24 protein-coding genes are annotated in these 23,824 nt (G+C 63.8%); 15 read left to right on the top strand and 9 right to left on the bottom strand.

Annotation, left to right across the window (positions count from 1 at the left end):
* Positions 1-3 precede the first annotated feature (3 nt).
* Positions 4-210, top strand: a complete 207-nt coding sequence (locus V7E26_RS13410; protein WP_324416603.1) for a hypothetical protein — start codon at positions 4-6, stop codon at positions 208-210.
* Positions 211-319: 109 nt separating this feature from the next.
* On the opposite strand, the gene V7E26_RS13405 is transcribed toward V7E26_RS13410, so the two are convergent.
* The 3 genes from V7E26_RS13405 to V7E26_RS13395 all read right to left on the bottom strand — a co-directional run bounded on the left by V7E26_RS13405 (position 320) and on the right by V7E26_RS13395 (position 2,857).
* Positions 320-841, bottom strand: a complete 522-nt coding sequence (locus V7E26_RS13405; protein ID WP_324416601.1) for a hypothetical protein — start codon at positions 839-841, stop codon at positions 320-322.
* A 7-nt stretch (positions 842-848) separates the two neighbouring features.
* Positions 849-1,685, bottom strand: a complete 837-nt coding sequence (locus tag V7E26_RS13400) for a hypothetical protein (RefSeq protein WP_324416599.1) — start codon at positions 1,683-1,685, stop codon at positions 849-851.
* Positions 1,686-2,005: 320 nt separating this feature from the next.
* On the bottom strand, positions 2,006-2,857 hold the full coding sequence (locus tag V7E26_RS13395) for an SDR family NAD(P)-dependent oxidoreductase (RefSeq protein WP_324416597.1): 852 nt from the start codon (positions 2,855-2,857) through the stop codon (positions 2,006-2,008).
* 195 nt (positions 2,858-3,052) lie between these two features.
* Here V7E26_RS13395 and V7E26_RS13390 point away from each other — a divergent pair, with 195 nt between their 5' ends.
* Positions 3,053-4,549, top strand: coding sequence for an aldehyde dehydrogenase family protein (locus V7E26_RS13390; protein WP_324416595.1), 1,497 nt, complete (start codon positions 3,053-3,055; stop codon positions 4,547-4,549).
* A gap of 62 nt (positions 4,550-4,611) precedes the next feature.
* On the opposite strand, the gene V7E26_RS13385 is transcribed toward V7E26_RS13390, so the two are convergent.
* Positions 4,612-4,995, bottom strand: a complete 384-nt coding sequence (locus V7E26_RS13385) for a winged helix-turn-helix domain-containing protein (protein ID WP_324416593.1) — start codon at positions 4,993-4,995, stop codon at positions 4,612-4,614.
* A gap of 106 nt (positions 4,996-5,101) precedes the next feature.
* On the opposite strand from V7E26_RS13385, the gene V7E26_RS13380 reads away from it, so the two are divergent.
* From V7E26_RS13380 to V7E26_RS13365, 4 genes are all read left to right on the top strand, one after another.
* A complete protein-coding gene (locus tag V7E26_RS13380) occupies positions 5,102-6,226 on the top strand; it encodes an alkene reductase (protein ID WP_324416591.1) in 1,125 nt (374 codons plus the stop codon).
* Positions 6,227-6,342: 116 nt separating this feature from the next.
* Complete coding sequence (locus V7E26_RS13375; RefSeq protein ID WP_324416589.1) at positions 6,343-6,855, top strand: GFA family protein; 513 nt, start codon at positions 6,343-6,345, stop codon at positions 6,853-6,855.
* A gap of 168 nt (positions 6,856-7,023) precedes the next feature.
* A complete protein-coding gene (locus V7E26_RS13370) occupies positions 7,024-8,688 on the top strand; it encodes a thiamine pyrophosphate-binding protein (RefSeq protein ID WP_324416587.1) in 1,665 nt (554 codons plus the stop codon).
* A gap of 12 nt (positions 8,689-8,700) precedes the next feature.
* Positions 8,701-9,837: a mandelate racemase/muconate lactonizing enzyme family protein gene (locus V7E26_RS13365; RefSeq protein WP_324416585.1), complete on the top strand. Its 1,137-nt coding sequence runs from the start codon at positions 8,701-8,703 to the stop codon at positions 9,835-9,837.
* Positions 9,838-9,922: 85 nt separating this feature from the next.
* Here the strand turns inward: V7E26_RS13365 and V7E26_RS13360 are convergent, their stop codons facing one another.
* Entirely contained in the window at positions 9,923-11,308 is a 1,386-nt protein-coding gene (locus V7E26_RS13360) for an LLM class flavin-dependent oxidoreductase (RefSeq protein ID WP_324416582.1), read from the bottom strand.
* 186 nt (positions 11,309-11,494) lie between these two features.
* Here V7E26_RS13360 and V7E26_RS13355 point away from each other — a divergent pair, with 186 nt between their 5' ends.
* Positions 11,495-12,880, top strand: a complete 1,386-nt coding sequence (locus V7E26_RS13355; RefSeq protein ID WP_324416580.1) for a M20 family metallopeptidase — start codon at positions 11,495-11,497, stop codon at positions 12,878-12,880.
* Positions 12,881-12,945: 65 nt separating this feature from the next.
* On the opposite strand, the gene V7E26_RS13350 is transcribed toward V7E26_RS13355, so the two are convergent.
* From V7E26_RS13350 to V7E26_RS13340, 3 genes are all read right to left on the bottom strand, one after another.
* Complete coding sequence (locus V7E26_RS13350; RefSeq protein WP_324416579.1) at positions 12,946-14,454, bottom strand: tripartite tricarboxylate transporter permease; 1,509 nt, start codon at positions 14,452-14,454, stop codon at positions 12,946-12,948.
* A 7-nt stretch (positions 14,455-14,461) separates the two neighbouring features.
* Positions 14,462-14,947: a tripartite tricarboxylate transporter TctB family protein gene (locus V7E26_RS13345; protein WP_324416577.1), complete on the bottom strand. Its 486-nt coding sequence runs from the start codon at positions 14,945-14,947 to the stop codon at positions 14,462-14,464.
* A gap of 190 nt (positions 14,948-15,137) precedes the next feature.
* A complete protein-coding gene (locus tag V7E26_RS13340) occupies positions 15,138-16,109 on the bottom strand; it encodes a Bug family tripartite tricarboxylate transporter substrate binding protein (protein ID WP_324416575.1) in 972 nt (323 codons plus the stop codon).
* A gap of 354 nt (positions 16,110-16,463) precedes the next feature.
* Here V7E26_RS13340 and V7E26_RS13335 point away from each other — a divergent pair, with 354 nt between their 5' ends.
* The 7 genes from V7E26_RS13335 to V7E26_RS13305 all read left to right on the top strand — a co-directional run bounded on the left by V7E26_RS13335 (position 16,464) and on the right by V7E26_RS13305 (position 22,021).
* Positions 16,464-16,880 carry a hypothetical protein gene (locus V7E26_RS13335; protein ID WP_324416573.1) on the top strand — a complete coding sequence of 139 codons (417 nt, stop codon included), beginning with the start codon at positions 16,464-16,466 and terminating at the stop codon, positions 16,878-16,880.
* On the top strand, positions 16,877-17,737 hold the full coding sequence (locus V7E26_RS13330; RefSeq protein WP_324416571.1) for an alpha/beta fold hydrolase: 861 nt from the start codon (positions 16,877-16,879) through the stop codon (positions 17,735-17,737). The genes V7E26_RS13335 and V7E26_RS13330 overlap by 4 nt, the downstream gene beginning before the upstream one ends.
* Before the next feature lie 14 nt (positions 17,738-17,751).
* Positions 17,752-18,663, top strand: a complete 912-nt coding sequence (locus tag V7E26_RS13325) for an amino acid ABC transporter substrate-binding protein (protein ID WP_324416569.1) — start codon at positions 17,752-17,754, stop codon at positions 18,661-18,663.
* 188 nt (positions 18,664-18,851) lie between these two features.
* Positions 18,852-19,583: an amino acid ABC transporter permease gene (locus tag V7E26_RS13320; RefSeq protein ID WP_324416567.1), complete on the top strand. Its 732-nt coding sequence runs from the start codon at positions 18,852-18,854 to the stop codon at positions 19,581-19,583.
* Positions 19,584-19,585: 2 nt separating this feature from the next.
* A complete protein-coding gene (locus V7E26_RS13315; RefSeq protein WP_324416565.1) occupies positions 19,586-20,278 on the top strand; it encodes an amino acid ABC transporter permease in 693 nt (230 codons plus the stop codon).
* Between the two features lie 6 nt (positions 20,279-20,284).
* Positions 20,285-21,016 (top strand): amino acid ABC transporter ATP-binding protein, encoded by a 732-nt coding sequence (locus V7E26_RS13310; RefSeq protein ID WP_324416563.1) that lies wholly within the window; start codon positions 20,285-20,287, stop codon positions 21,014-21,016.
* A 147-nt stretch (positions 21,017-21,163) separates the two neighbouring features.
* Positions 21,164-22,021: a D-amino-acid transaminase gene (locus V7E26_RS13305; protein WP_324416561.1), complete on the top strand. Its 858-nt coding sequence runs from the start codon at positions 21,164-21,166 to the stop codon at positions 22,019-22,021.
* 22 nt (positions 22,022-22,043) lie between these two features.
* Here V7E26_RS13305 and V7E26_RS13300 read toward each other — a convergent pair whose 3' ends face one another.
* Complete coding sequence (locus V7E26_RS13300) at positions 22,044-22,505, bottom strand: carboxymuconolactone decarboxylase family protein (protein ID WP_324416656.1); 462 nt, start codon at positions 22,503-22,505, stop codon at positions 22,044-22,046.
* Between the two features lie 192 nt (positions 22,506-22,697).
* Here V7E26_RS13300 and V7E26_RS13295 point away from each other — a divergent pair, with 192 nt between their 5' ends.
* On the top strand, positions 22,698-23,675 hold the full coding sequence (locus V7E26_RS13295; protein ID WP_324416559.1) for a Bug family tripartite tricarboxylate transporter substrate binding protein: 978 nt from the start codon (positions 22,698-22,700) through the stop codon (positions 23,673-23,675).
* The last annotated feature ends 149 nt before the right edge of the window (positions 23,676-23,824 follow it).

The raw sequence follows: 23,824 nt of genomic DNA, 5'->3' as shown, positions 1-23,824 counted from the left end.
CCGATGTCGAAGCAAGCGATGCGCGAGGAGGCCGAGCGGCTGATCCGCGAGACAATGGAAAAAAAGGCGCTCGTCGTAAAGCAGGGCCAGACCAGGATCGAGGCGGTCTGCGGCAAATGCGGCGCGCCCAACCGCGTCCAGGCCGAGAAGGGCGCCACCCGCGTCAAATACGTCTGCAAGCAATGCGGCGACAAGCAGGTAACGCTGTAGGCGTGACGGCACGACGCCTTCTTCTCCCCTTGTGGGAGAAGACGCAGGGATAACCGGAATTTGCGACCGTCCTGCGTTCCTTGTAGCGGGTCCGGCACGTCCCTGTTGTTTAATGCGGCGGCAAGGGCGGCTCGATGCCGAACTTCTGTAGTTCGCGACGCGCCTTGAGCCATTCGAACAGACGAGGAAGGTCCATCAAAGCATTGGGGCCTTCCGTCTCCCGGCGCTCCCTCAGCCAGCTTAAGTGCTCGGAGTCGTCAATCTGCTCGTGCTCGACAATGGCCAAGAGACGATCAACGGTCCTCGGGTTCAGCTTCGCCCATCTGAGGAATGCATCGTATTCGGCCCGCTCGTGCTCTCGCGCGCTTTCCAACGCGGCCAATTCCCTTTCGTCCTCTTGCTTCAGTTTGCGCTCACTGCGCTCCCAACTGACAATGTCCCACCAGCCGCCAAAGACGCGGATCAGCGAGAGCAGGTAGAGCAACAACAGGATGTTGAGCGCCCAGCTTGTCGCTGTCTGACCGATGTGGGGCTCGAACTCGCTGCGAAACCAAAATAGCGCGGCGATCAGCGCTCCCTGGCCGACAGCGCCGACAACCTCCTTCTTGAGATCGTTTCTGGTGAGGATCATCGCCCCGTCACTCGTCCGGCAGGTCGATGACCTGATGCAGATTGGTGACGCGGTAACCGGCAGGCCGACCCCCGGACAACTGGACGTTCACGTCAACGATAAAGCCCTTCTTATAGACGTTGTCGTCGGCCTCGCGAACCTCGTGCTTGATCCGCTGTTCGGCCAACTCCGACGCATAGATCAGCGGTAAATCCCGTGGCGAGATATCTTCGATTGTGACGCGCTCGCCGGTTCGCTTGCCCATCACCGTGTCTTTGACGTTGGACTGTTTGAAAGTCATCAGCACACGCTGATGATCCGCGCTTGTCGAAGACGACTCTAGCAGCAGCTTTTGGTCCTCGATCTGCCGTTGCGCCTCTCGCGCCTGCGAGGTGTCGAACGACAATGCAGCTCTAACCTTCTTCTTGCCGTCCTCGAACACGACCGCCTGCAACTTGGCGTGCCCGTTCGGGTCGTTGGCGATGGCGACGACTGACCCCATGAAGTCTTTGAGGTCCGAGCGCGTGGCATCAGGCTCTTTCGAGCCACCGAGGTATTTGCCGAGCACCGAGCCATAGTGGCGCACGAATTTTTCAACGATTTGGATTTGCTCGATTACATTGACGACGGCGCTCAATCCCTGCATCGCCCATGGGATTAGGTCGGCCTCGATAGAGCCAGCGCGAACCTCGCGCACGTAGATTTTGGCGTCGCCGGACAGCTCCGGATAGTCCGCCCGCACAAACTTCTCGTACTGGCTTGCGATGGAGGAAAATGCGGAGACAAAATCGCCTAGTTCAATTGGCCGATCGGTTTCAATGTTAAGAACGATGTGGGGTAACGCATCCTTTTTGCGCCGCGCCATGATCAGCTAAATCCCCTTAAAAGATGCTCGGTTGCGTTTATACCCGCAGTGCGTGTGAAACGCTATGGCCGACAATAGTCTAGGGTTAGCTGCGAGGGACCGCCCGGCGGTCAGTCCTACTTGCCGACGCGTTGTGTCCGGTGCGCGGGTCGAGATGTTGGCGCTGCACGTTGGCGACGATACGGCCAGCAGCGGACAGCGCGCGGATGCAATCCGCGCCGGATGAGGGCTCTGTCTCCGCGAAGAGAGCCCCTCATCCGTCTCAATCGCGTTGTCAGCTCGATTGATCCGCCCTCTCTCACAAGGAGAGAGGGGGACACTCACTGCCCCTTCACAAACTTCGCGAACGCCTCCGCATGATCCGGGTGCCAGCGCGACAGCGCGGGGCGGTTCTCGACGACGTCGCCGATCGCCCACAGCATGCGCCGCTCGTCGAGCCGGCGCGGCACGTCGTTGTCGGGGCATAGAATGTAGAAATCGCCGGCCTCGATCCGCTCGATCATGAAGTCGATCGTCTGTTCCGGTGTCCAGGCGCCCGGCGGCTTCTCGGTGCGGCCGCGCGCGGTCAATCCCGTGAAGACGTGGCCGGGGATCATCAGATGCGCGCTGATCCGGCAGCCCGGCAGGTTCCGCAATTCGTGCTGTAGCGCCTCGGTCTGCGCCTTCACGCCGGCCTTCGAGACGTTGTAGGCGGGATTGCCGGGAGGCGTCGTGATGCCCTGCTTGGAGCCGGTGTTGATCACGAGGCCGGGCCGGCCGCGTTCGACCATGTGCGGCACGAACGCCTGCGTGCCGTGAATGACGCCCCACAGGTTCACCGAGAGGATGCGCTGCCAGTTCTCCAGCGGGCCGAAACTGTTGCTGTCGGGGCCGATGCCGGCATTGTTCATCAGGATGTCGGTACCGCCGAACCGCTTTTGAACGGCAGCCTCCAGGCTCGCGAGGTCGTCGAAGCGGCTGACGTCGACGGTTGCGGTCATGATGTCGGCCGCGCCGCCCTTGGCGACGCCAGCAAGTTTTGCGGCGGCTTCAGCCAGCCGGTCCGCGCCGATATCGGCGATGCATACCTTCATGCCGAGGCCGGCGAACCGCATCGCGGCGGCGAGCCCGATACCGGAAGCGCCTCCGGTGATCACGGCAACCTGATTGGGCGACATCGCGGGATGGGGCATCGTCATTCTCCGGCCAGATAGGGGGTATGTATTCGCAGGCTCACGCGTCCCAGACTAGCATGATCGAACGGGCATGGGAGATCTTCGCGCCGGCCGCTTTCCCCGATCGATCGGCTGCATTATGTTTCATGCCAACGGTATATCTGCAAAAATATAACGTACGAGAATTCCAACTGACTTCAAGGGAGTGCAAACATGGCTGTCACCCAGGCGATTCCGATCACGCGTCATCCCTATGCGGATGGCTCCTACAAGCAGATGCTGATCGACGGTCAGTGGATCGACGCCGCCTCCGGCAAGCGGTTCGAGACCCATAACCCGGCGACCGGCGAGCTGCTGGCAACGGTTGCCGAAGGCGACGCCGAGGACATCAACCGCGCCGTGGCGGCAGCCCGCCGCGCCTTCGAGGGCCCGTGGAGCAAGGTCAAGCCGTATGAGCGGCAGGGCCTGTTGTTGAAGCTCGCCGATCTCGTCGAAAAGAATTTCGAGGAGCTGTCGCAACTCGACACGCTGGACATGGGCGCACCGATCAGCCGTACCCGCGGCAACAGGCTGCGCGTGCTCGGCATGCTGCGCTACTACGCCGGCCAGGCCACCGTGCTGCATGGCGAGACCATCGAGAACTCGCTGCCCGACGAAATCTTCTCCTACACGCTGAAGGAGCCGATCGGCGTGGTCGGCGCGATCATCCCCTGGAACGGCCCGCTCGCGGCCACGGTCTGGAAGATCGGGCCTGCGATCGCCACCGGCTGCACCGTGGTGCTGAAGCCGGCCGAGGAAGCGCCGCTGACCTCGCTGCGGCTTGCCGAACTCTGCATGGAAGCCGGCGTTCCGCCCGGCGTCGTCAACGTGGTGCCCGGCTATGGCGAGACCGCGGGCGCGGCGCTGGCCTCGCACCCCGACGTCGACAAGGTTGCCTTCACCGGCTCGCACCTCACGGGACAGTCGATCATCCGCGCCTCCGCCGGCAACCTCAAGCGCGTGTCGCTCGAACTCGGCGGCAAGTCGCCCGACATCGTGTTCGCCGATGCCGATCTCGAAGCTGCCGTGCCGGGCGCTGCGATGGCGGTGTTCGCCAACTCGGGGCAGATCTGCAGCGCCGGCACGCGGCTGTTCGTCGAGCAGAAGGTCTATGACGAGTTCGTCGGCCGCGTCGCCGAGTTCGGCAAGAAGCTGCAGGTCGGCAACGGCATCGATCCGAATACCCAGATCGGGCCGCTGGTGTCGAAGGATCAGCTTGAGCGCGTCACCGGCTATCTCGACATCGGCCAGAAGGAAGGCGCGAGGGCGATGGTCGGCGGCGGCCGGCTGACCGAAGGGGCGCTCGCGAAGGGCTATTTCGTGCAGCCGACCGTGTTCGCCAATGTGCAGGACAATATGCGGATCGCGCAGGAAGAAATCTTCGGCCCGGTGATCTCGGCGATCTCGTTCAAGGACAGCGACGAACTGGTCAAGCGCGCAAATGCCACCACGTTCGGCCTCGGCAGCGGCGTCTGGACCACCAATGTCAGCAAGGCGCACCAGGTCGCGAAGGCGCTGCGCGCCGGCTCGGTCTGGGTGAATTGCTACCAGGCGATGGACCCGGCGGTGCCGTTCGGCGGCTACAAGATGAGTGGCTATGGCCGCGAGTCCGGCAAGCAGCACGTCGAGGAATATCTCAACGTCAAGGCGGTCTGGATCAAGACGGCTTGAGAGGTCTCAGATCGTCGATGCGATGGCGGCGGCTTCGGCCGCCGTTGTCGTGACCGGGCCGCTTAACGGCTGGCGGCCTTCTTCGGCCGGCCGATCTCCTTGCGCAGCGCCTCGAGCTCCTTGCGCGCGGCGGTTGCAGCGTTGCGTTCGATCTTGCGATAGCGCGCAACCAGCGAGAGGCCGAACGGCGTCAGCGCCGCGCCGCCGCCGTTCTTGCCGCCGGTCTGCCGCTCCACGGCCGCCTGGCGGCAGACACGGTTGATCTCGTCGACCAGGTCCCAGGCCCGCTTGTAGGACATGTCCATGGCGCGGCCGGCGGCCGAAATCGAGCCGCTTCGATGGATCGTTTCGAGCAGTTCGATCTTGCCCGGGCCGATGCGTCCGGCGGCGTCGATGTCGATGCGGAGGCTCAGCGAAGGAAGCGACCTGCCGTTCGGTTTTTGCATGGAAGATGTGCTCTCTGGCGTCTCGGCTACACGTTGCGTCACGCTCCTTTTACGAACAAGCTGAAGCGGTTACATATCCGTATCAACACGGGGTTCAGGGAGAGACATGAATTATCCATCGTTGTTTTCGCCGCTCAAGGTCGGCCCCTATCAACTCAGGCATCGCCTCATGCTGGCGCCGTTGACGCGGATGCGGGCGGCCAAGCCGTCGCTGGCGCCGCGGCCGCTCAACGCCGAATATTATGCGCAGCGCGCGACGCCGGGCGGATTGCTGATCGCCGAGGCCTCGCCGGTGATGGAAACGGCGTTCGGCAGCCCCGGCGTACCCGGCATCTATACCGAGGAGCAGATCGCGGGCTGGCGCAAGGTGGTCGACGCTGTGCATGCCAGGGGCGGCATCATCTTCCTGCAGCTTTGGCATGTCGGGCGCGTTTCGCATTCCTCGTTTCAGCCGGGCGGCGCGCTGCCGGTTGCGCCGTCGGCGGTGCCGATCGCGGATCTGAAAACCGGGACGGCCGACGGCAAGGCGGTGCCTTACGAGACGCCGCGTGCGCTGGAGACGTCGGAAATCCCCGGTGTCGTCGACGCCTACCGGCAGGCCGCGAAGAACGCGCTTGCCGCCGGCTTCGACGGCGTCGAGGTGCATGGCGCCAATGGCTATCTGATCGAGCAGTTCCTGCAGTCACACACCAATCTGCGTACCGATCAGTTTGGCGGCTCGATTCCGAACCGGGTGCGTTTCCTGATGGAAGTGACCAGGGCGGTGGTCGATGTCTGGGGCGCCGACCGCGTCGGCGTGCGGCTGTCGCCCTATGGCGTCGCCAATGGCAGCGGTGAGCCGGACCCGATGCCGCTCTACACTTACGCCGTCGAACAGCTCAACCCGCTCGGGCTCGCCTACCTGCATTTCATCGAGCCGCGCTCCTCCGGCGCGGGCCGCGCGGAGGTCAACCATCAGAACGTGCCGTCGGCGATGGTGCTGTTCCGTTCGATCTGGAAGGGTATGCTGGTCACGGCCGGCGGATTCACTGGCGAGACGGCGGACGCCGCGATCCGGGACGGCCATGCCGACGCCATTGCGTTCGGCCGCATCTTCATCTCCAATCCGGATTTGCCGCGGCGGTTGCAGCGCGGCTTCCCGCTGACGCCGTACAATCGCGCCACCTTCTACGGCGGCGATGTGGCGGGATATACGGACTATCCGGAACACAGCGAGCTGGAGCAGGCTTAAAGGTGCCGTAGCCCGGATGAGCGAAGCGACATCCGGGAATACTGCGAGACTTGTCCCGGATCTCGCTTCGCTCATCCGGGCTACAGGGCTCGCAATGACGGCAAAAGGCGGCACGCATGTTTCCAGAAGAGGAATTCGAGCAGAAGAAAACCAGGGCCGTCGCGCTCGGCAAACCCGCCGCCGGCCAATGCCTGTGCGGCAAGGTCGCCTTCGAGATCGACGTGCCGGCGCGCTGGGCCTGGCACGATCATTCGCCGGCAAGCCGCCGCGCCCATGGCGCGGCCTATGCGACCTATGTCGGAAGCTGGAAGAAGCGATTTCGTATCACGAAGGGCAAGACCGGCCTGACGCGGTATGAGGACGCGGCCACCAAGACGGTACGCAGCTTTTGTACACATTGCGGCACGCCGATTGCCTATGAGCGCCCACGCTCACCGCACATGGTCAACATTCCCCGCGCGCTGTTTTCGGGGCGCACCGGGCGCCAGCCGCTCTATCACATCGCGATCGAGGAATTGCAGGAATGGGCCTATACCGGCGAGCCGCTGGTGCCGCTGAAGGGATATCCCGGCGTGGTCTGGCAGCGCTCGAAAACGAAGAAGCGCACGGAACGTGAAGGGATGGTCTAGGGCCGCGAGCTGAGGGCCATCCTACTTTGCATGGGGTTGTTTTCGCGATTTTGTGTCTGAGAAATGCACGCGCAGGGCAGCCATGACCGCGCTCCGTTGCATACACGCGTCAAGTCTGGTCATCTGCTTCCGCCCCGCGCGTCGACGAAGCGGCGGGCGGGAGGAAAAATGAAGAACAAAATCACCGGACGTTCGGCATTCCTTGCGCTGCTCAAGGACGAGGGCGTCACGCACCTGTTCGGCAATCCCGGCACCACCGAACTGCCGATCATGCACGCGCTGAAGGACCATCCGGATCTCACCTATGTGATGGCGATGCAGGAAAGCCTTGTGGTCGCCATGGCCGACGGCTTCAGCCGCGCCTCGGGCAAGCTGGTCGCCTGCAACGTCCATGTCGCGCCCGGCCTCGGCAACGCCATGGGCTCGCTCTACAACGCGAGCTTCACCGGCACGCCGCTGATCCTCACCGCCGGCCAGCAGGAGCAGGGCCACGGCCTGACCGAGCCGGTGCTCTATGGCCCGCTGGTGCAGATGGCCGAGCCCTTGGTGAAATGGGCGGTCGAGGTGACGCGGCTGGAGGATCTGCCGCGGATCGTGCGCCGCGCCGCCAAGATCGCGACCACGCCGCCGACCGGGCCGGTCTTCATCTCGCTGCCGGGCGACATCCTCAATTCGGAGGCCGGCATCGAGTTTGGCCGTTCGACAAGGATCGATACCCGCGTCAAGCCGTCGGAGGAGTCGCTGCAGGCGCTCGCCGCACGTATCCTGAAGGCCGAGCGGCCGGTCATCATCGTCGGCGACGAGATCGTCAAAAGCGATGCGTTGCAGGAAGCGGCGCAACTGGCGGAAACGCTGGGCTGTCCGGCCTACCAGTCCCCGACGCCCTATGGCGCGCATTTCCTGTCGGAGAGCCCGTGCTTCATGGGCGCGCTGGCGCGCATCCAGAAGCTCGCGCGCGATGCGCTGGCGCCCTACGATCTCATCATCGCGCTCGGCGGCGATCCGCTGCGGATGTCGGTCTACAGCGAAATCGATCCGCTGCCGGAGGGGCTCTCGATCGTCCAGGTCGGCCTGGTCGATTGGGATATCGCCAAGAACTACGGCGCCGACATCGCGGTGAAGGCCGATGTGCGGGAAACCCTGCGTGCGCTGGTCCCCGCGTTGAAGGCGGCCGGCGGCCGCGCCCTTGAAGCGCGGGCAAAGGAGGGATTGGCCGCGCTGGTATCGAAGAACTGGGCGGCACGGCGCAAGCCGCTGATCGAGCAGATTTCGAAGCACGCCAATACCTCGCCGATCGATCCGGACTGGCTGGCGCTGCAGGTGGTCGAGGCGATGCCCGACAACGCCATCCTGGTCGACGAAGGGCTGACGTCATCGCGGCAGATGATCGCGCTGCGCCCGCATCGCGACCGCTACGGCTATCATGCGCTCGCTTCCGGCGGCATCGGCTGGGGATTGCCCGCGTCGGTCGGCGTCAGCCTGGCCAATCCGCAGCGGCCGGTGGTGTGCTATTCCGGCGACGGCAGCTCGATGTATTCGATCCAGTCGCTGTGGACCGCGGCGAACCACAAGCTGCCGCTGACCTTCGTGATCGTCAACAATGGCGGCTACCGCATCATCAAGCAGCGGCTGCTCGCTTTCCACGGCGACGACAATTACGTCGGCATGGATTTCATCGATCCGCCGGTGGACTTTACCGGCGTTGCCAGATCGCTCGGGCTGGAAGCTGTGAAGGTGACTGATCCTACCCAGTTGAAGTCGGTGCTGTCGTCCGCCTTCAGCCGCCCCGGTGCGAAGCTGATCGAGGTCGTGGTGAGCAATTCGGTGAATTGAACCGGCCGACCCATGATCATCACCGCGGTCCGCACCCACATCCTCGAAGCCCGGCTCTCGCAGCCCTTCGCCTATTCGCGGGCCTGGTACGACACCCGCACCGCGATGGTGGTCGAGATCGAGACCGATACGGGGCTGACCGGCTGGGGCGAATGCTACGGTCCTGCGCGGATGACCGCTGCCGTCGTCCAGAGCGTCGCGCCATGGCTGACCGGCGAGGATCCGCTGCGGACCGATTATCTGTGGCAGATGATCTATGCGCGGCTCCGCGACCACGGCCAGAAGGGCGTCGTGATCGAAGGCCTCAGCGGGATCGACATCGCGCTGTGGGACATCAAGGGCAAGCATTTCGGCGTGCCGGCGCACCGCCTGCTGGGCGGCCCGCTCCGCACCGAGGTGCAGGCCTATGCGACCGGTCTTTACCGGCGCAAGTCGGGCGATCCGCTCCGCTACCTCCCGGAGGAAGCAGCCCTCTATGTCGCGGAAGGTTTCAGGGCCGTGAAGCTGAAGGTCGGCTTCGGCGTGGAAGAGGATGCGGCGGTAACGCGCGCCGTGCGCGAGGCGATCGGGCCCGACATAGCGCTGATGGTCGATGCCAACCACGCCTACGATTCCATTGCTGCGATCCGGCTCGGCAAGCTGATCGAGCCGTACGATATCGGATGGTTCGAAGAGCCGGTGCCGCCGGAGGATCTGGCCGGCTATCGTGCGGTGAAAGCAGCACTCTCGATTCCCGTCGCCGGCGGCGAATGCGAGTTCACGCGCTTCGGTTTCCGGGAGGTGCTGACATCGCAGTCGATCGACATCCTCCAGCCGGATACCTGCGCGGCAGGCGGCCTCAGCGAATGCAAGAAGATCGCCGACATGGCCGAGGCCTTCGGCGTTCGCTACAACCCGCATGTCTGGGGCACCGGCATCGCGATCGCGGCGTCGCTGCAGCTATTGGCCGTGATCCCCGCCCACACGCCGGTCTCGCTCGCGCCGGTCCAGCCGATCCTGGAGTTCGACCGGACCGAACATCCGGTCCGTCAATCGATTCTGCTTCAGCCGATCGAGCACGCGGGAGGAGTCGTGCGCGTGCCTGATGGTCCGGGCCTTGGCGTCGAGATCGATCGCGCTGCGCTGGCGCGCTTTGCGGTTAGACCGTAGTTCGTAGCCCGGATGAGCGAAGCGATATCCGGGGCCGGTGCCTGATAGATTCCCGGATGTCGCTGCGCTCATCCGGGCTACGCATTCATTCTGCTGCTCTTGCGATGTGCGGGCGATACCTCGCCGCCGGATGCTGCTCCGTCAGCCGCGCGCGTCCCGCGCCGAACAGCTTTTCCCGCAGCGTTCCCCTGGCGTATTCGCGCTTGTAGCGCCCGCGCCTGGTCAGTTCGGGCACCAGCATGTCGGCGATATCCTCGAAATCGCCGGGCGAGGTGGCGAAGGCTACGTTGAGGCCATCGACGTCGGTCTGCTCGAACCAGGCCTCGATATCGTCGGCGACTTTCTCCGGCGTGCCGACCACGACCGGGCCGGCGCCGCCGATGCCGACATGTTCGACCACCTCGCGCACGGTCCAGACCCTGTTCGGATCGGCGCGCGTGACGTTGTCGAGCGCGGTGCGGCCGGCATCGTTCTGCACATGGCGTACTTCCTGCTCGAGGTCGTAGCCCGAGAAGTCGATACCCATCCAGCCTGACATCAAGGCCAGCGCGCCTTCGGGCGCGATGTGCCTGCGATAGTCGGCGTATTTGGTCTTCGCCTCGGCCTCGGTGCGGCCGAGGATGATCGTCATCATCGAGAACATCAGGATCTCGGAAGGATCGCGGCCGATCTCCTTCGCCAGCGCACGGATCGCCGCGACGCGCGGTCCGATGATTTTGGCCGACGGACCCGACATGAACACGCATTCGGCGTGCTGGGCGGCGAACTGCCGGCCGCGCGGGGAGGTGCCGGCCTGGTACAGCACGGGCGTCCGCTGCGGCGATGGCTCGCTGAGGTGGATCGCGTTGAGGCGGTAGTTGGCGCCCTCATGGGCGATCCGATGCACTTTCGACGGATCGGCAAAGATGCCGCGCGCGCGGTCACGCAGCACGGCGCCGTCCTCCCAGCTTCCTTCCCAGAGCTTGTAGACCAGCTCCATATATTCGTCCGCGATCTCGTAGCGGTCGTCATGCGCGGTCTGCCTGTCCTTGCCGGCGCCGCGGGCCGCGCTGTCGAGATAGCCGGTGACGACGTTCCAGCCGACGCGGCCTTCGGTCAGGTGGTCGAGCGTCGACATCCGCCGCGCAAACGGGTAGGGCGGCTCGAAGGAGAGATTGCTGGTGACGCCGAAGCCGAGATTCTGCGTCACCGCCGCCATCGCCGGGATCAGCATCAAGGGCTCGTTGGCGGGCGTCTGTGCGGCGTTGCGCAGCGCGGCGTCCGGGCTGTTGCCGTAGACGTCGTAGACGCCGAGCACGTCGGCGAGAAACAGCCCGTCGAACCGGCCGCGCTCCAGCACCCTTGCCAGATCAAGCCAATAGGGCAGGCGGTTGTAGTCGATCGTGCGGTCGCGCGGATGGGTCCAGAGTCCCGGCGATTGATGCGCCACGCAGTTCATGGCGAAGGCGTTGAGCCGGATCTGTTTTGTCATGATACGCACCTCAAGATAGCGCGGAGTCCCCTGCGCATTCGCCCGGTTCGATGCCGGGCTGTTGGGCCGAAATTGCTGCATCCTCACTGGCTTTGGCAAGGCCCATTCGGTCGCCGCGCCACTTCCAGCGGCGGCCTTATCCCGATAGGTTGCGGCTCCCTGTGAGCAAGCAAAGGACAAGAAAATATGGCCGATCGAGCCGACGCGATTGCGCGGGTACGTGAGCATCTGAATTCCGGCGCATTTATCGCCGAGCTCGGCCGCAGGGTCGGTTACCGGACCGAAAGCCAGAACCCCGGTCGCGGCGACGCGCTCCGCGCCTATCTCGTCGAGGACCTGCAACCGGCGTTTGCCGCGCTCGATTTCTCGACGCGCCTGATCGAATCGCCGACCGGCAGGGGGCCGTATCTGCTGGCGGATTATCGCGAGGATGCCTCGCTGCCGACCGTGCTCACCTATGGCCATGGCGATGTCGTCGACGGCATGGAAGGGGAGTGGCGCGACAATCTCGATCCCTGGAAGACCACGACCAAGGGCGAGCGCGTCTACGGCCGCGGCACCGCCGACAACAAGGGCCAGCACAGCATCAACCTCGCGGCCCTGCGCGCCGTGCGCGAGACGCGCGGCGGCAAGCTCGGCTTCAATGTGAAATTCATCATCGAGACCGGCGAGGAGATCGGCTCGCCCGACCTGCGGCAGGTCTGCGAGGCGCATCGCGAGGAGCTGAAGGCCGATTTGTTCCTGGCCTCCGACGGGCCGCGCCTGTCGGTGGATCGGCCGACCATCTTTCTCGGCTGCCGCGGCGGCAACCGCATCCATCTCGACGTCAACCTGCGCGAAGGCGGCAACCATTCCGGCAATTGGGGCGGCGTGCTCGCCAATCCCGCGACGATCCTGTGCAGCGCCATCGCGAGCCTCGTCGACGGCAAGGGGCGCATGAAGCTCGACGCGCTCAAGCCGCCGCGGATTTCCAACGCGGTCCGCGCTGCGCTGGCGGATGTGAAGATCGAGCCGACCGCGGACGAGCCGGCGCTGGCGCCGGATTGGGGCGAGGAGGGGCTGACGCCGGCCGAGCGGCTGTTCGCCTGGAACACGCTGGAAGTGCTGGCGATGTCGTCAGGCAATATCGAGAAGCCGGCGAACGCCATCCCCGGGCGCGCCAATGCCGTGCTGCAGCTCCGCTTCGTCGTCGGCACCAGACATGAGGAAGTCGTCGACGCCATCCGTGCGCACCTGCATGGCAACGGCTTTCCGATGGTGGAAGTCAGCGGCACGCAGCGCTTCGCCGCCTCGCGCACCGATGTCGACAGTCCCTGGGTGAACTGGACCGCGAACTCGATTCGGAAGACCACCGGCAAGGTGCCGGCGATTCTGCCGAATTTCGGCGGCTCGCTGCCCAACGACGTGTTCGCCGAAGGACTCGGCCTGCCGACGATCTGGGTGCCGCATTCCTATCCCGGCTGCTCGCAGCACGCGCCGGACGAGCACATTCTCCTGCCGGTGACCGAGGAAGCGCTCGCCATCATGACGGGGCTGTTCTGGGATCTCGGGGAGATGAAGAAGCCGCTGTAGTGATTCGCGTGAATTAGCTGCGGGCACGGACTTCACCTCGCCCCGCTTGCGGGGAGAGGGAGAGTTTACGCCCCCTCGTCCAGCGCGACCATGTCGCGCTTCTTGCGCAGCGCCGGCAGCAGCGGTCCGATCAGCAGCACGACAGCCAGAGCGAGGCAGGCGGCCGAGATCGGCCGCTCGATGAAGGTCATCAGATTGCCCTGCGAGAGGATCAGCGACTTGCGCAGGTTGTTCTCCAGCATCGGTCCGAGCACGAAGGCCAGCACCAGCGGCGCCGGCTCGTAGCCGAGCTTGCGCATGAAATAGCCGATGATGCCGAACGCGATCATCACATAGACGTCGAACACGTTGTTGCTGGAGCAATAGACGCCGATGATGGTGAACAGGATGATCAGCGGGAACAGGATATTGTAGGGCAGCTTGAGCAACTGCACCCACATGCCGATCATCGGCAGGTTGAGCACCAGCAGCATCAGATTGCCGATATACATGCTGGCGACGATTCCCCAGAACAGGCCGGGGTTCTGCGTGATCATCAGCGGGCCCGGCTGCAGTCCGTGAATGACGAAGGCGCCGAGCAGCAGCGCCATCACCACGTTCGGGGGAATGCCGAGCGTCATCAGCGGAATGAAGGCGCCGCCGGCGGCGGCATTGTTGGCAGCCTCGGGGCCGGCCACGCCCTCGATCGCGCCGTTGCCGAAGCGCTCCGGCGTCTTCGACAGCCGCTTCTCGAGCGCGTAGGAGCCGAAGGAGGCGACCACGGCGCCGCCGCCCGGCAGGATGCCGAGCAAAAATCCCATCAGCGTTCCGCGCGACATCGGGCCGATGCTGGCCTTCCAGTCCTCCCGGCTCGGCAGTAGATGCGAGATCTTCGTGCTGATGATGTCGCGCTTGATGATCTGCTCGGTGTTGAGCAGCACCTCGGCGACGCCGAACAGGCCCATCACCACCGGGACGAGGCCGATGCCGTCGATCAGTTCGACGCGGCCGAAGGTCAGGCGCGGCTGCGCGGTGATGCTGTCGAGCCCGATCAGGCCGAGCACGATGCCGATGCAGGCCATCAGCAGCGCCTTGGCCATCGAGCCCTGGGTCAGGAAGGTCAGCACCACGAGGCCGAGCACCATCAGGCTGAAATATTCGGCCGGGCCGAATGCGATCGCGACGCTGGCGAGCCTGGGCGCCACCAGCATCAGCGCGACCAGGGCAAAGGTGCCGGCGATGAACGAGCCGAACGCGGCGATGCCGAGCGCCGGACCGGCGCGGCCCTGCTTCGCCATCTGGTGACCGTCGATGCAGGTGACGACGGAAGCCGCTTCGCCGGGAATGTTGACCAGGATCGAGGTGGTCGAGCCGCCATACATCGAGCCGTAATAGATGCCGGCCATCATGATGATGCCGGATTCCGGCGTGCCTGACAGCGTGATCGGCAACAGCAGCGACATCGCCGAAATCGGCCCGATGCCGGGCAGCACGCCGACCAGCGTGCCGATGAAGACGCCGATGAAGCAATAGAGCAGGTTGATCGGCAGCAGTGCGACGCCAAAGCCATGCGCGACGTTGAGGAGCGTGTCCATGGTGCGGTCAGCCGATTTCGAGCATGCCGGAGGGCAACTGGATCAGGAGCAGGCGCTTGAGGACCCACCACATGCCGAGCGGCACCAGGACCGCGATCGGAATCGCCAGCGACCAGCGCACCGGATCGATCAGCCGAAGCAGGAGCAGCATCAGCGGGATCGACGACAGCAGGAAGCCGAGCGGATCGAGCGCAAAGGCGAATGCGGCAAGGCAGGCGATGACGATCACCGGCTTGGTCCAGCGGGCATCCTGCCAGCGCGAACCGAAGGTCGGCCCGCCCTCGGTGACCGCCGCGAAGATGATCGTGGCCGAGAACAGGCACATCAGGATGCCCGTGTAGAACAGGACGTAGCCCGAGCCCGGATCGTTGATGGTTCCGAGCTTGAGCCTGAGCCCGGACCAGATCACGAAGCCGCCGAGCGCGAGCCCGATCAGCCCGCCCCACAGTTCGGAATTGTTGAGGCGGAATTTGACGTTGCTGTCGTTACTCATGGCGGGATGCTCTCGGATATCGCGGGTCTTGTCGTGACTATTAAGGCTCGTGTTCTGCACATTCCGTCATTGCGAGCGAAGCGAAGCAATCCATCGTACGGCATAGCGGATGGATGGATTGCTTCGTCGCTATCGCTCCTCGCAATGACGGGGATGACCTCGGAATGAGACTAGCGGTCGCGATGGAAGTTCAGTTCGTCTTCCTGGCCAGGCCAAGCTTCTCGATCACCTTGCGCTCGGATTCGGTGACCTCGGTGACGAACTTTTTGTAGTCCTCGGTGTTCTTGTAGTTCGGCACCATGTCGAACTTGGCGAGCGTGGCGACAACGGCCGGATCGTCCAGCGCCTTCTTGAAGGCGTCATGCAGCTTGGCGACGATCTTCGGGTCCATGCCCTTCGGTCCGGCGATGCCGAACGGGGAATCGTAGACCATGGGATAGCCGAGTTCCTTCAGCGTCGGCACGTTCGGAAAATTCGGCGAGCGCTCCGAGGTCCACACCATCAACAGCCTGAGCTTGCCGGCGTCGACCAGCGGCCTCCAGCCCGTCGAATCCGCCTGCAGCATGGTGTGCTGCCCCAGCACCGCGGCGTTGGTCTCCGCGCCGCCCTTGAACGGCACCTGCGTCAGCTTGATGCCGGCCAACGTCGAGATCTGCTCCATGCCGATATGCAGAGAGGTTCCGGCGCCCGGCGTCGCATAGGTCACCTTGCCGGGATTCTGCTTGGCGAAGTCGATCACGTCCTGCCAGGTCTTGAACTGGGACTCGGCGCTGGTGGTGACGCCGAACGTGTAGCCGGTGAGGTGGACGATGTAGGTGAAATCCTTGTCCGGATTCCACGAGACCTCCTGCATCAGGGGCAGGCGGAACACGGTGATCGGAATCTGCGCGATGGTGTAACCGTCGGGCTTGGCGCCTGCCGCCATGGTGGCCGGGCCGATCGTACCACCGCCGCCGGCCTTGTTGTCGATCGCAATCGGCTGTCCCAGTATCTTGGATGCGCTTTCCGCGATCGCCCGCATCGAGATGTCGGTCGAGCCGCCCGCCGGCCACGGCACGATCAGCGTGATCGGTTTGGTCGGATATTCCTGCGCGCCGGCGGCGGCAGATATCAGCATGCCGACGGCGGCGATAGCGATCGTTAAGCGGCTGCGTCCAGTCATTCCAATAACCTCCCTTGCGATCCCGTTTCCCGGGTCGGCGTGTTGTTTGTTTCGCGCGATCTTCACCGAAGACGCGCCTTGGGAAAAGCATTGAGCACATCGATAAATGCAATGGCACCAGCATTTTGCCGGGAAATTGCGCATGCGACAATTGGTCTGCCGGACATCCCGACGGGCGGAATTTTGGGGTCGCGGCGCTGGGCAGGCAAGTTCGCCTAAAGCATTAATCAAGACCGGCTCAAGATCGGGGTACCTTGCCGACCGGGTGGTGTTCAGGCCATCATATGGGCTATTCGAGAGGGCCGGTTCCGTGTCCTTGCCAATGTCGGCATTGCAGTAGACCGCCTGGGGTGCATGAGTTCAGCTTCCGATGTCACCGACGCCGAGATCGCGAAGGTGTTTACCGAGATTCCTGCGCTGCTCGACGGGGCGCCGGAACTGATGGCACGTGGACGGTTCCTTGATTGCGAGTGCCTGCTCGGACCGACCAGTCAGCCATTTCACACAACGATCCGCGCCGGGCGGGTCGTGGATCTGACGCCGGCGCCGGTCCTGATGCGGTCATGGCGGTTTTCCTATCGCGCATCGCCATTGGCCTGGGCCGAGTATTGGCGCCCGACGCCACGCCCGGGCTTCCACGATCTGCTGGCGCTGACCAAGCGCGGCGAGGCAGTGCTGGAGGGTGACCTGCATCCGTTCATGGCGCATCTGCAGTACTTCAAGGATCTGCTGGCGCTGCCGCGCCATCATTTCGCCGGTGCCGGATCATGAACGGCGCGATCGAGCCGATCGTCGGCCGCTATGTCCATGTCGATATCGGCGGCGAGATGCATCGCATCTATTTCGAGGAAAACGGCACGGGCATTCCGCTGGTCTGCCTGCACACGGCAGGCTCCGACGGAAGGCAGTGGCGGCATCTGCTCGCGGATGAAGAGTTCACGAAGAATTTCCGCATCATCGCCTTCGACATGCCCTGGCACGGCAAGTCCAATCCGCCGGCGAATTGGGACGGTTCGGAATATCAGCTCACGACCGCGCGCTATACTGAAACCATCCGCGCGTTCTGCCGTACCTTGAAGATGGATAGACCTGTCGTCATGGGCTGCTCGATCGGGGGCCGCATCGTTCTCAATCTCGCGATCGATCACGCCGACGAATTCCGCGCACTGATCGGCCTCGAAGCCGCGGACTTCCAGGCGCCCTGGTACGACACCACCTGGCTGAACCGCCCGGACGTTCACGGCGGCGAAGTCTGCGCCGCGCTGGTGTCCGGCCTGATCGCGCCGCAAAGCCCTGAAGTCTCCAGGACGGAAACATTGTGGGCCTACAAGCAGGGCGGGCCCGGCGTCTTCAAGGGCGACCTGTATTTCTATCGGGTCGACGGCGATCTGCGCGGCCGGGTGGCGAAGATCGATACTAAAGTATGCCCGCTCTTCTTGCTGACCGGCGAGTATGATTTCTCGTGCACGCCGGAAGATACAGAACGGACCGCTGCCGCTATCGGGGGCGCCAGTGTCACCATTATGGAGCAGCTCGGTCATTTTCCGATGAGCGAGAATCCCGAGCAGTTTCGCCGTTACATTTCGCCGGTCCTCGGCGAAATCCTCAAGCAATCGACGCAAACCTGACAAGGAGCAGAAGTATGAAACGGACGACCATGATGGGCCTCGCGCTGGCTGCAGCGCTCTCGGCGGGCCAGGCCAACGCCCAGGAACTCACCGGGACACTGAAGAACGTCAAGGATACCGGCGCCATCACGCTCGGCTTCCGCGATTCCTCGATTCCGTTCTCCTATCTCGACGACAACCAGAAGCCGATCGGCTACGCCATGGACATCTGCTACAAGATCGTCGATGCCGTGAAGAAGGAACTCAAGCTCGACAAACTCGAGGTCAAGCTCAATCCGGTGACGTCGTCGACGCGCATTCCGCTGCTCGCCAACGGCACCATCGATCTCGAATGCGGCTCGACCACCAACAATACCGAGCGTCAGAAGCAGATTGCCTACACCAATACCCACTTCCTGACCGCGAGCCGCTACGTCACCAAGAAGGCGAGCAAGATCAACTCGATCGACGAACTCAAGGGCAAGTCGGTGGTCTCCACCGCCGGCACCACCAACATCAAGCAGCTCACCGAGGCCAACGCCGCGCGCAGCCTGAACATCAACATCATCCCGGCCAAGGATCATGCCGAAGCCTTCCTGATGGTGGAAACCGACCGCGCGGTGGCCTTCGTGATGGACGATATCCTGCTGGCGAGCCTGGTCGCCGGCTCCAAGGCGCCGGCCGATTACGTGATCTCCAGCGACGCGTTCTCCAAGCCGGAGCCCTACGGCATCATGCTGCGCAAGGACGATCCGGCCTTCAAGAAGGTGGTCGATGCGGCAACCGCTGCGCTCTACACCGGCGGCGAGGGCCAGAAGATCTACGACAAGTGGTTCACGCAGAAGATTCCGCCCAAGGGGCTGAACCTCAACACGCCGATCAGCGCCGAGCTGAAGAACGAGTTCGCGAAGCCGTCGGATTCGCCGGATCCGGACTCGTATAAGTAAATCCCTGTCCTCGTAGCGGGGAGGCGTGCACGCGCCGCCTCGAACCCATGAGGCCACGGTCTCCAGCCAGCAATGGTCCGGCCATTTTGCATTGCAGAATGGCCGGACTTTTGCATTAGCAGGCATGCCTAAGTATGCATGATTGGGTATTCATGCTTTAGTTGCCGACGTTTCGGGCGGGGACCTTCGTGAACTACAACTGGAACTGGCACATCTTCCTTGAGCCGAACCCGACCGGATCGGGCACCTATCTCGACCTGCTGCTGTCGGGACTGTGGCTGACGGTCAAGACGGCGCTGCTGGCCTGGGTCATCGCGCTGATCTTCGGCACGATCATCGGCATCCTGCGTTCGCTGCCGTCGAAGACGGCGTCCTGGATCGGCTTCATCTGGGTCGAATTCTTCCGCAACATGCCGCTGCTGGTGCAGCTGTTCCTGTGGTTCTTCGTGCTGCCCGAGCTGTTGCCGCGCGCCGCCGGGCTCTGGCTGAAACAGCTTCCCAATGCGCCGTTCTGGACGGCGGCGATCGGCGTTGGCCTCTTCATGTCGGCGCGCGTCGCGGTGCAGCTTGCCGCCGGCATCGCTTCGCTGCCGCGCGGCCAGAAGCAGGCCGCGACCGCGCTCGGGCTGACGCTGACGCAGGGATATCGCTACGTGCTGCTGCCGATGGCGTTCCGCATCATCATGCCGCCGCTGACGTCTGAATTCCTCAACACCGTCAAGAATACCTCGGTCGCGATCACCATCGGCCTGATCGAGCTCACCGGCCAGGCACGCGCGATGCAGGAGTTCTCGTTCCAGGTGTTCGAGGCCTTCACCGCCGCGACCGTGATGTATCTCGCCATCAACATCATCGTCGTCACCGGCATGCGCTTCCTCGAACGCAGCCTGGCGATCCCCGGCTACATCGCGGGGAAATGACGATGTTCGGCAATCTCGATTTCGACGTCATCCGCCGCTCGCTGCCCTATCTGTTCCTCGACGGCATGAGTTTTACGCTGATGCTGACCGGCTTGTCGGCGCTGGGCGGGCTGGTGTTCGGCACGCTGATCGCGCTGATGCGGCTGTCCAGTTACAGGCTGCTCGGCCGCATCGCCGGGCTCTATGTCGACTTCATGCGTTCGCTGCCGCTGGTGCTCGTCATCTTCTGGTTCTACTTCCTGGTCCCCTATATCGGGCAGTGGCTGACGGGCGCATCGCGGCCCATTCGCGTCGGTGCGTTCGCCTCCTCGCTGGTCACCTTCATCATGTTCGAGGCGGCGTATTTCTCGGAGATCATGCGCGCCGGCATCCAGTCGATCTCCAAGGGACAGCCGGCGGCGGCCAGCGCGCTCGGCCTGACCTACAGCCAGAGCATGCGCTACATCGTGCTGCCGCAGGCGTTCCGCAACATGCTGCCGGTGCTGCTGACGCAGACCATTGTGCTGTTCCAGGACACGTCGCTGGTCTACGTGCTGTCGATCCCCGATTTTCTTGGCGCCGCCAGCAAGGTGGCGCAGCGTGACGGCCGCCTGGTCGAGATGTACCTGTTCGCCGCCCTGGTCTATTTCGTGATTTCCTGTGTCGCGTCCTGGGGCGTCCGGCGCCTGCAGGCGCGCATTGCCATTGTCCGGTGATAACAAATGATCGAAATCAGCCACGTCAATAAATGGTACGGGCCGAGTTTCCAGGTGCTGAGGGACTGCACCACCAGCGTCGCCAAGGGCGAGGTGGTGGTGGTCTGCGGTCCCTCGGGCTCGGGAAAGTCGACGCTGATCAAATGCGTCAACGCGCTGGAGCCGTTTCAGGAAGGCCAGATCATCCTCGACGGCGTCAAGGTCAACGATCCCAGGACCGACTTACCGAAGCTGCGTGCCCGCGTCGGCATGGTGTTCCAGCATTTCGAGCTGTTCCCGCATCTGCGCATCATCGAGAATTTGTGCCTGGCGCAGGAGAAGGTGTTGGGCCGCTCGCATGCCGAGGCCGTCGCCAAGGGCAACAAGCTGCTCGAGCGTGTCGGGTTGACGGCGCATGCGAACAAATATCCGGCCGAGCTATCCGGCGGCCAGCAGCAGCGCGTCGCGATCGCACGGGCGCTCGCCATGGATCCGATCGCGATGCTGTTCGATGAGCCGACGTCCGCGCTCGATCCCGAGATGATCAGCGAGGTGCTCGACGTCATGGTCGATCTTGCCCATGAAGGCATGACCATGATGGTCGTCACCCATGAGATGGGCTTTGCCAGCAAGGTCGCGAATCGCGTGATCTTCATGGACAAGGGCGAGATCGTCGAGGACGCGGAGAAGACCGATTTCTTCGGCAGTCCGCGCAGCGAGCGCGCGCAGAAGTTCCTGTCGAAGATTTTGTCGCATTAGGGAGCGTCAACCTATCCGCGTCATTGCGAGGAGCGCAGCGACGAAGCAATCCATTCTTTCTTTGCTGCGGCATGGATTGCTTCGCTTCGCTCGCAATGACGGAACCTACAACGCCGCCACGGCGGCATAGCTACCAGGAGAACTACTTTGGAACAGATCGCTTACGTCAACGGCTCGTTCGTCCCCCTCTCAGAGGCGAAGGTCTCGATCCTCGACCGCGGATTCCTGTTCGCCGACGGCATCTATGAGGTCGCCGCCGTGCTCGACGGCAAGCTGATCGACAACGCCTCGCATCTGGCGCGGCTGGAGCGCTCGGTCGGCGAAATCGAGCTGGCGCTGCCGGAAACGACGGCGCGCATCCAGGAGATCCAGAAGGAACTGGTCGCCCGCAACAATCTCGACAACGGCATGGTCTATCTGGAAGTGACGCGCGGCGCCGATACCGGGCGCGATTTCGCGTTCCCCAAGGGCGTCAAGCCGACGCTGATCATGTTCACGTCGACAAAGGACATCATCAACGCGCCTTCGGCCAGGACCGGCATCAAGGTGATCACGGTGCCCGACCTGCGCTGGACCCGGCGCGACATCAAGAGCGTGGCGCTGCTCGCGCAGGTGCTGGCCAAGCAGGCCGCGGCGGTGGCCGGCGCCGGCGAAGCCTGGATGATCGAGGACGGCAAGGTCACCGAGGGCGGCTCGTCCTCGTGCTTCATCCTGACGCAGGACGATGTGATCGTGACACGGCAGAACGGCAGCGAGATCCTGCCCGGCTGCACCCGCAAGGCCGTGGTCGCGCTGGCCGAAGAGCGGCAGCTTCGCGTCGAGGAGCGGGCGTTTTCGGTCGAGGAGGCGCTGGCTGCGAAGGAGGCCTTCGTCACCAGCGCCAGCGTGTTCGTCCAGGCCGTGGTGTCGATCGACGGCAAGCAGGTCGCCGACGGCAAGCCCGGACCGATGACCAACCGCCTGCGCGAAATCTACGTCGATTTCGCCAAGGCGACCGCGGTGTAGCTGCGCCATCTCTGTGCGGTGGCTATGCTGCCGCGGCTTTGGCCTTCACCGGGTGGATCGCGCGGAACGAAATCGCGATCCTGTTCCAGGCATTGATGGCCCCGATCAGCATGGTCAGATTGACCGCCTCGGCTTCCGAGAAGTGGGCGCGCATCTCTTCGTAGACGTCGTCGGGCGCGTGCGTATCGGCGATCAAGGTCACCGCATCGGTCCACGCCAGCGCGGCGCGTTCGCGATCGGTATAGAGCGGCGACTCGCGCCAGGCGCTCAGCAGATAGAGCCGCTGTTCGGTCTCGCCGAGCTTGCGGGCATCCTGGGTGTGCATGTTGATGCAGAAAGCGCAGCCGTTGATCTGGGAGGCGCGGGTCTTCACCAGTTCGATCAGCGACTTTTCAAGGCCGGAGGCGACGATCTGGGTTTCCACCGCACTGAGCGCTTTGATGGTCTCGGGCGCGGCCTGGTAGAAATTCATCCGGGGCTTCATGGCTCCTCCTCTCTGGGCGTTTTCAGGTGAGGCGGCCGTCAGTCTAGCCGGCGGCGGACGATAGTCACCATCTGGATCGACGCGGCCGGATACAATAAAGTGATCCGAAACAACGATCCAAATGGGAGGGCGACGGATGTCATCGTTGAAACGGCTGCGCGCTTGTGCAGTGAGAATGGTCTGAGCGCCATGATGTTCGATCGCCGACATATCATTTTTCTGTTCGCGCTTGCTGCATGCTCGCTGTCGCTTTCGGGCCATCAGGCGCTCGCCGCCTATCCGGACCGCGTCATCAAGCTCGTCGTTCCCTTTGCACCCGGCGGCGGCACGGACGCCGTCGCCCGCGTGCTGGCGCAGGAGATGGCAAAGGATCTCGGCACGTCCGTCATCATCGAGAACAAGCCGGGGGCGGGGACCATTCTCGGCACCCAGATGGTCGCAGCCAGCGCGCCGGACGGCTACACGCTGCTGATGGGAACGTTTGCCAATGCCGTCAATCCGAGCCTGAATGCGAAGCTGCCGTACGACGCGCACAAGGATTTTGCCGCGGTGGCGCTGCTGGCGCGCTCCTTCAACATCGTGGTGGTCAATCCGGCATCGCCGATCAAGTCAATTGCGGACCTGATCGCCGCGGCAAAGGCCACTCCCGCCAAGCTCACCTACGGCACCTATGGCATCGGCACGTCAGCGCATCTGGCTGGCGAACTGTTCAAGCACATGGCCGGCGTCAACCTGACGACGGTGTCCTACAGGGGCGCGGCGCCCGCGATCACCGACCTGATCGGCGGCCAGATCGACGTGATCTTCACGACGGTGGCAAGTTGCGCGCCGCTCGTCGAAGGCGGCCAGCTGCGCGCCATCGCCGTGACGTCAGCCGAACGTTCGCCGGCATTTCCCAAGTTCCCCACGGTGTCGGAAGCCGGCGTTCCCGGCTACGCCGCCGAAGCCTGGTACGGCCTCTATGCGCCCGCCAGGACGCCGCTCGAGATCATCGACCGCCTCAACCAGTCGGCCGCCAAAGCCGTTCAATCCGAGGCCTTCAAGAAGCTGGGAACCAATGAAGGCCTGGTCATGATCGCAGAGCCACCGGCCGCGCTCGATCGCTATTTTGCCAGCGAGGAAGAGCGCTGGCGCAAGGTGATCCAGGACGCCGGAATCAAGAGCGAGTAGGGGCTCGTTGCCCCTCACTCTGAGGAGGCCGCGAAGCGGCCGTCTCGAAGGGTGAGGCCACCAGCCGGGCCTTCATCCTTCGAGACGCGCGTTCCGCGCTCCTCAGAGTGTGAGAATCTTTCGGCAACGAGCATTTGCCACGGCCGCGA

Origin of the sequence: Bradyrhizobium sp., assembly GCF_036735945.1 — a bacterium.
Taxonomy (GTDB): domain Bacteria; phylum Pseudomonadota; class Alphaproteobacteria; order Rhizobiales; family Xanthobacteraceae; genus Bradyrhizobium.
The sequence above is the reverse complement of the archived record's forward strand: the minus strand, read 5'-3'. Positions and strand labels throughout refer to the sequence as shown.

What these genes read in the sequence shown, in the direction of transcription:
- V7E26_RS13360 (WP_324416582.1), bottom strand. Translation starts at nt 11,308, where the DNA reads ATGACAAAACAGATCCGGCTCAACGCCTTCGCCATGAACTGCGTGGCG.
- V7E26_RS13400 (WP_324416599.1), bottom strand. Translation starts at nt 1,685, where the DNA reads ATGGCGCGGCGCAAAAAGGATGCGTTACCCCACATCGTTCTTAACATT.
- V7E26_RS13300 (WP_324416656.1), bottom strand. Translation starts at nt 22,505, where the DNA reads ATGAAGCCCCGGATGAATTTCTACCAGGCCGCGCCCGAGACCATCAAA.
- V7E26_RS13330 (WP_324416571.1), top strand. Translation starts at nt 16,877, where the DNA reads ATGAACGGCGCGATCGAGCCGATCGTCGGCCGCTATGTCCATGTCGAT.
- V7E26_RS13350 (WP_324416579.1), bottom strand. Translation starts at nt 14,454, where the DNA reads ATGGACACGCTCCTCAACGTCGCGCATGGCTTTGGCGTCGCACTGCTG.
- V7E26_RS13395 (WP_324416597.1), bottom strand. Translation starts at nt 2,857, where the DNA reads ATGCCCCATCCCGCGATGTCGCCCAATCAGGTTGCCGTGATCACCGGA.
- V7E26_RS13315 (WP_324416565.1), top strand. Translation starts at nt 19,586, where the DNA reads ATGTTCGGCAATCTCGATTTCGACGTCATCCGCCGCTCGCTGCCCTAT.
- V7E26_RS13370 (WP_324416587.1), top strand. Translation starts at nt 7,024, where the DNA reads ATGAAGAACAAAATCACCGGACGTTCGGCATTCCTTGCGCTGCTCAAG.
- V7E26_RS13405 (WP_324416601.1), bottom strand. Translation starts at nt 841, where the DNA reads ATGATCCTCACCAGAAACGATCTCAAGAAGGAGGTTGTCGGCGCTGTC.
- V7E26_RS13385 (WP_324416593.1), bottom strand. Translation starts at nt 4,995, where the DNA reads ATGCAAAAACCGAACGGCAGGTCGCTTCCTTCGCTGAGCCTCCGCATC.
- V7E26_RS13345 (WP_324416577.1), bottom strand. Translation starts at nt 14,947, where the DNA reads ATGAGTAACGACAGCAACGTCAAATTCCGCCTCAACAATTCCGAACTG.
- V7E26_RS13295 (WP_324416559.1), top strand. Translation starts at nt 22,698, where the DNA reads ATGTTCGATCGCCGACATATCATTTTTCTGTTCGCGCTTGCTGCATGC.
- V7E26_RS13310 (WP_324416563.1), top strand. Translation starts at nt 20,285, where the DNA reads ATGATCGAAATCAGCCACGTCAATAAATGGTACGGGCCGAGTTTCCAG.
- V7E26_RS13325 (WP_324416569.1), top strand. Translation starts at nt 17,752, where the DNA reads ATGAAACGGACGACCATGATGGGCCTCGCGCTGGCTGCAGCGCTCTCG.
- V7E26_RS13365 (WP_324416585.1), top strand. Translation starts at nt 8,701, where the DNA reads ATGATCATCACCGCGGTCCGCACCCACATCCTCGAAGCCCGGCTCTCG.
- V7E26_RS13340 (WP_324416575.1), bottom strand. Translation starts at nt 16,109, where the DNA reads ATGACTGGACGCAGCCGCTTAACGATCGCTATCGCCGCCGTCGGCATG.
- V7E26_RS13355 (WP_324416580.1), top strand. Translation starts at nt 11,495, where the DNA reads ATGGCCGATCGAGCCGACGCGATTGCGCGGGTACGTGAGCATCTGAAT.
- V7E26_RS13410 (WP_324416603.1), top strand. Translation starts at nt 4, where the DNA reads ATGTCGAAGCAAGCGATGCGCGAGGAGGCCGAGCGGCTGATCCGCGAG.
- V7E26_RS13380 (WP_324416591.1), top strand. Translation starts at nt 5,102, where the DNA reads ATGAATTATCCATCGTTGTTTTCGCCGCTCAAGGTCGGCCCCTATCAA.
- V7E26_RS13375 (WP_324416589.1), top strand. Translation starts at nt 6,343, where the DNA reads ATGTTTCCAGAAGAGGAATTCGAGCAGAAGAAAACCAGGGCCGTCGCG.
- V7E26_RS13390 (WP_324416595.1), top strand. Translation starts at nt 3,053, where the DNA reads ATGGCTGTCACCCAGGCGATTCCGATCACGCGTCATCCCTATGCGGAT.
- V7E26_RS13335 (WP_324416573.1), top strand. Translation starts at nt 16,464, where the DNA reads ATGAGTTCAGCTTCCGATGTCACCGACGCCGAGATCGCGAAGGTGTTT.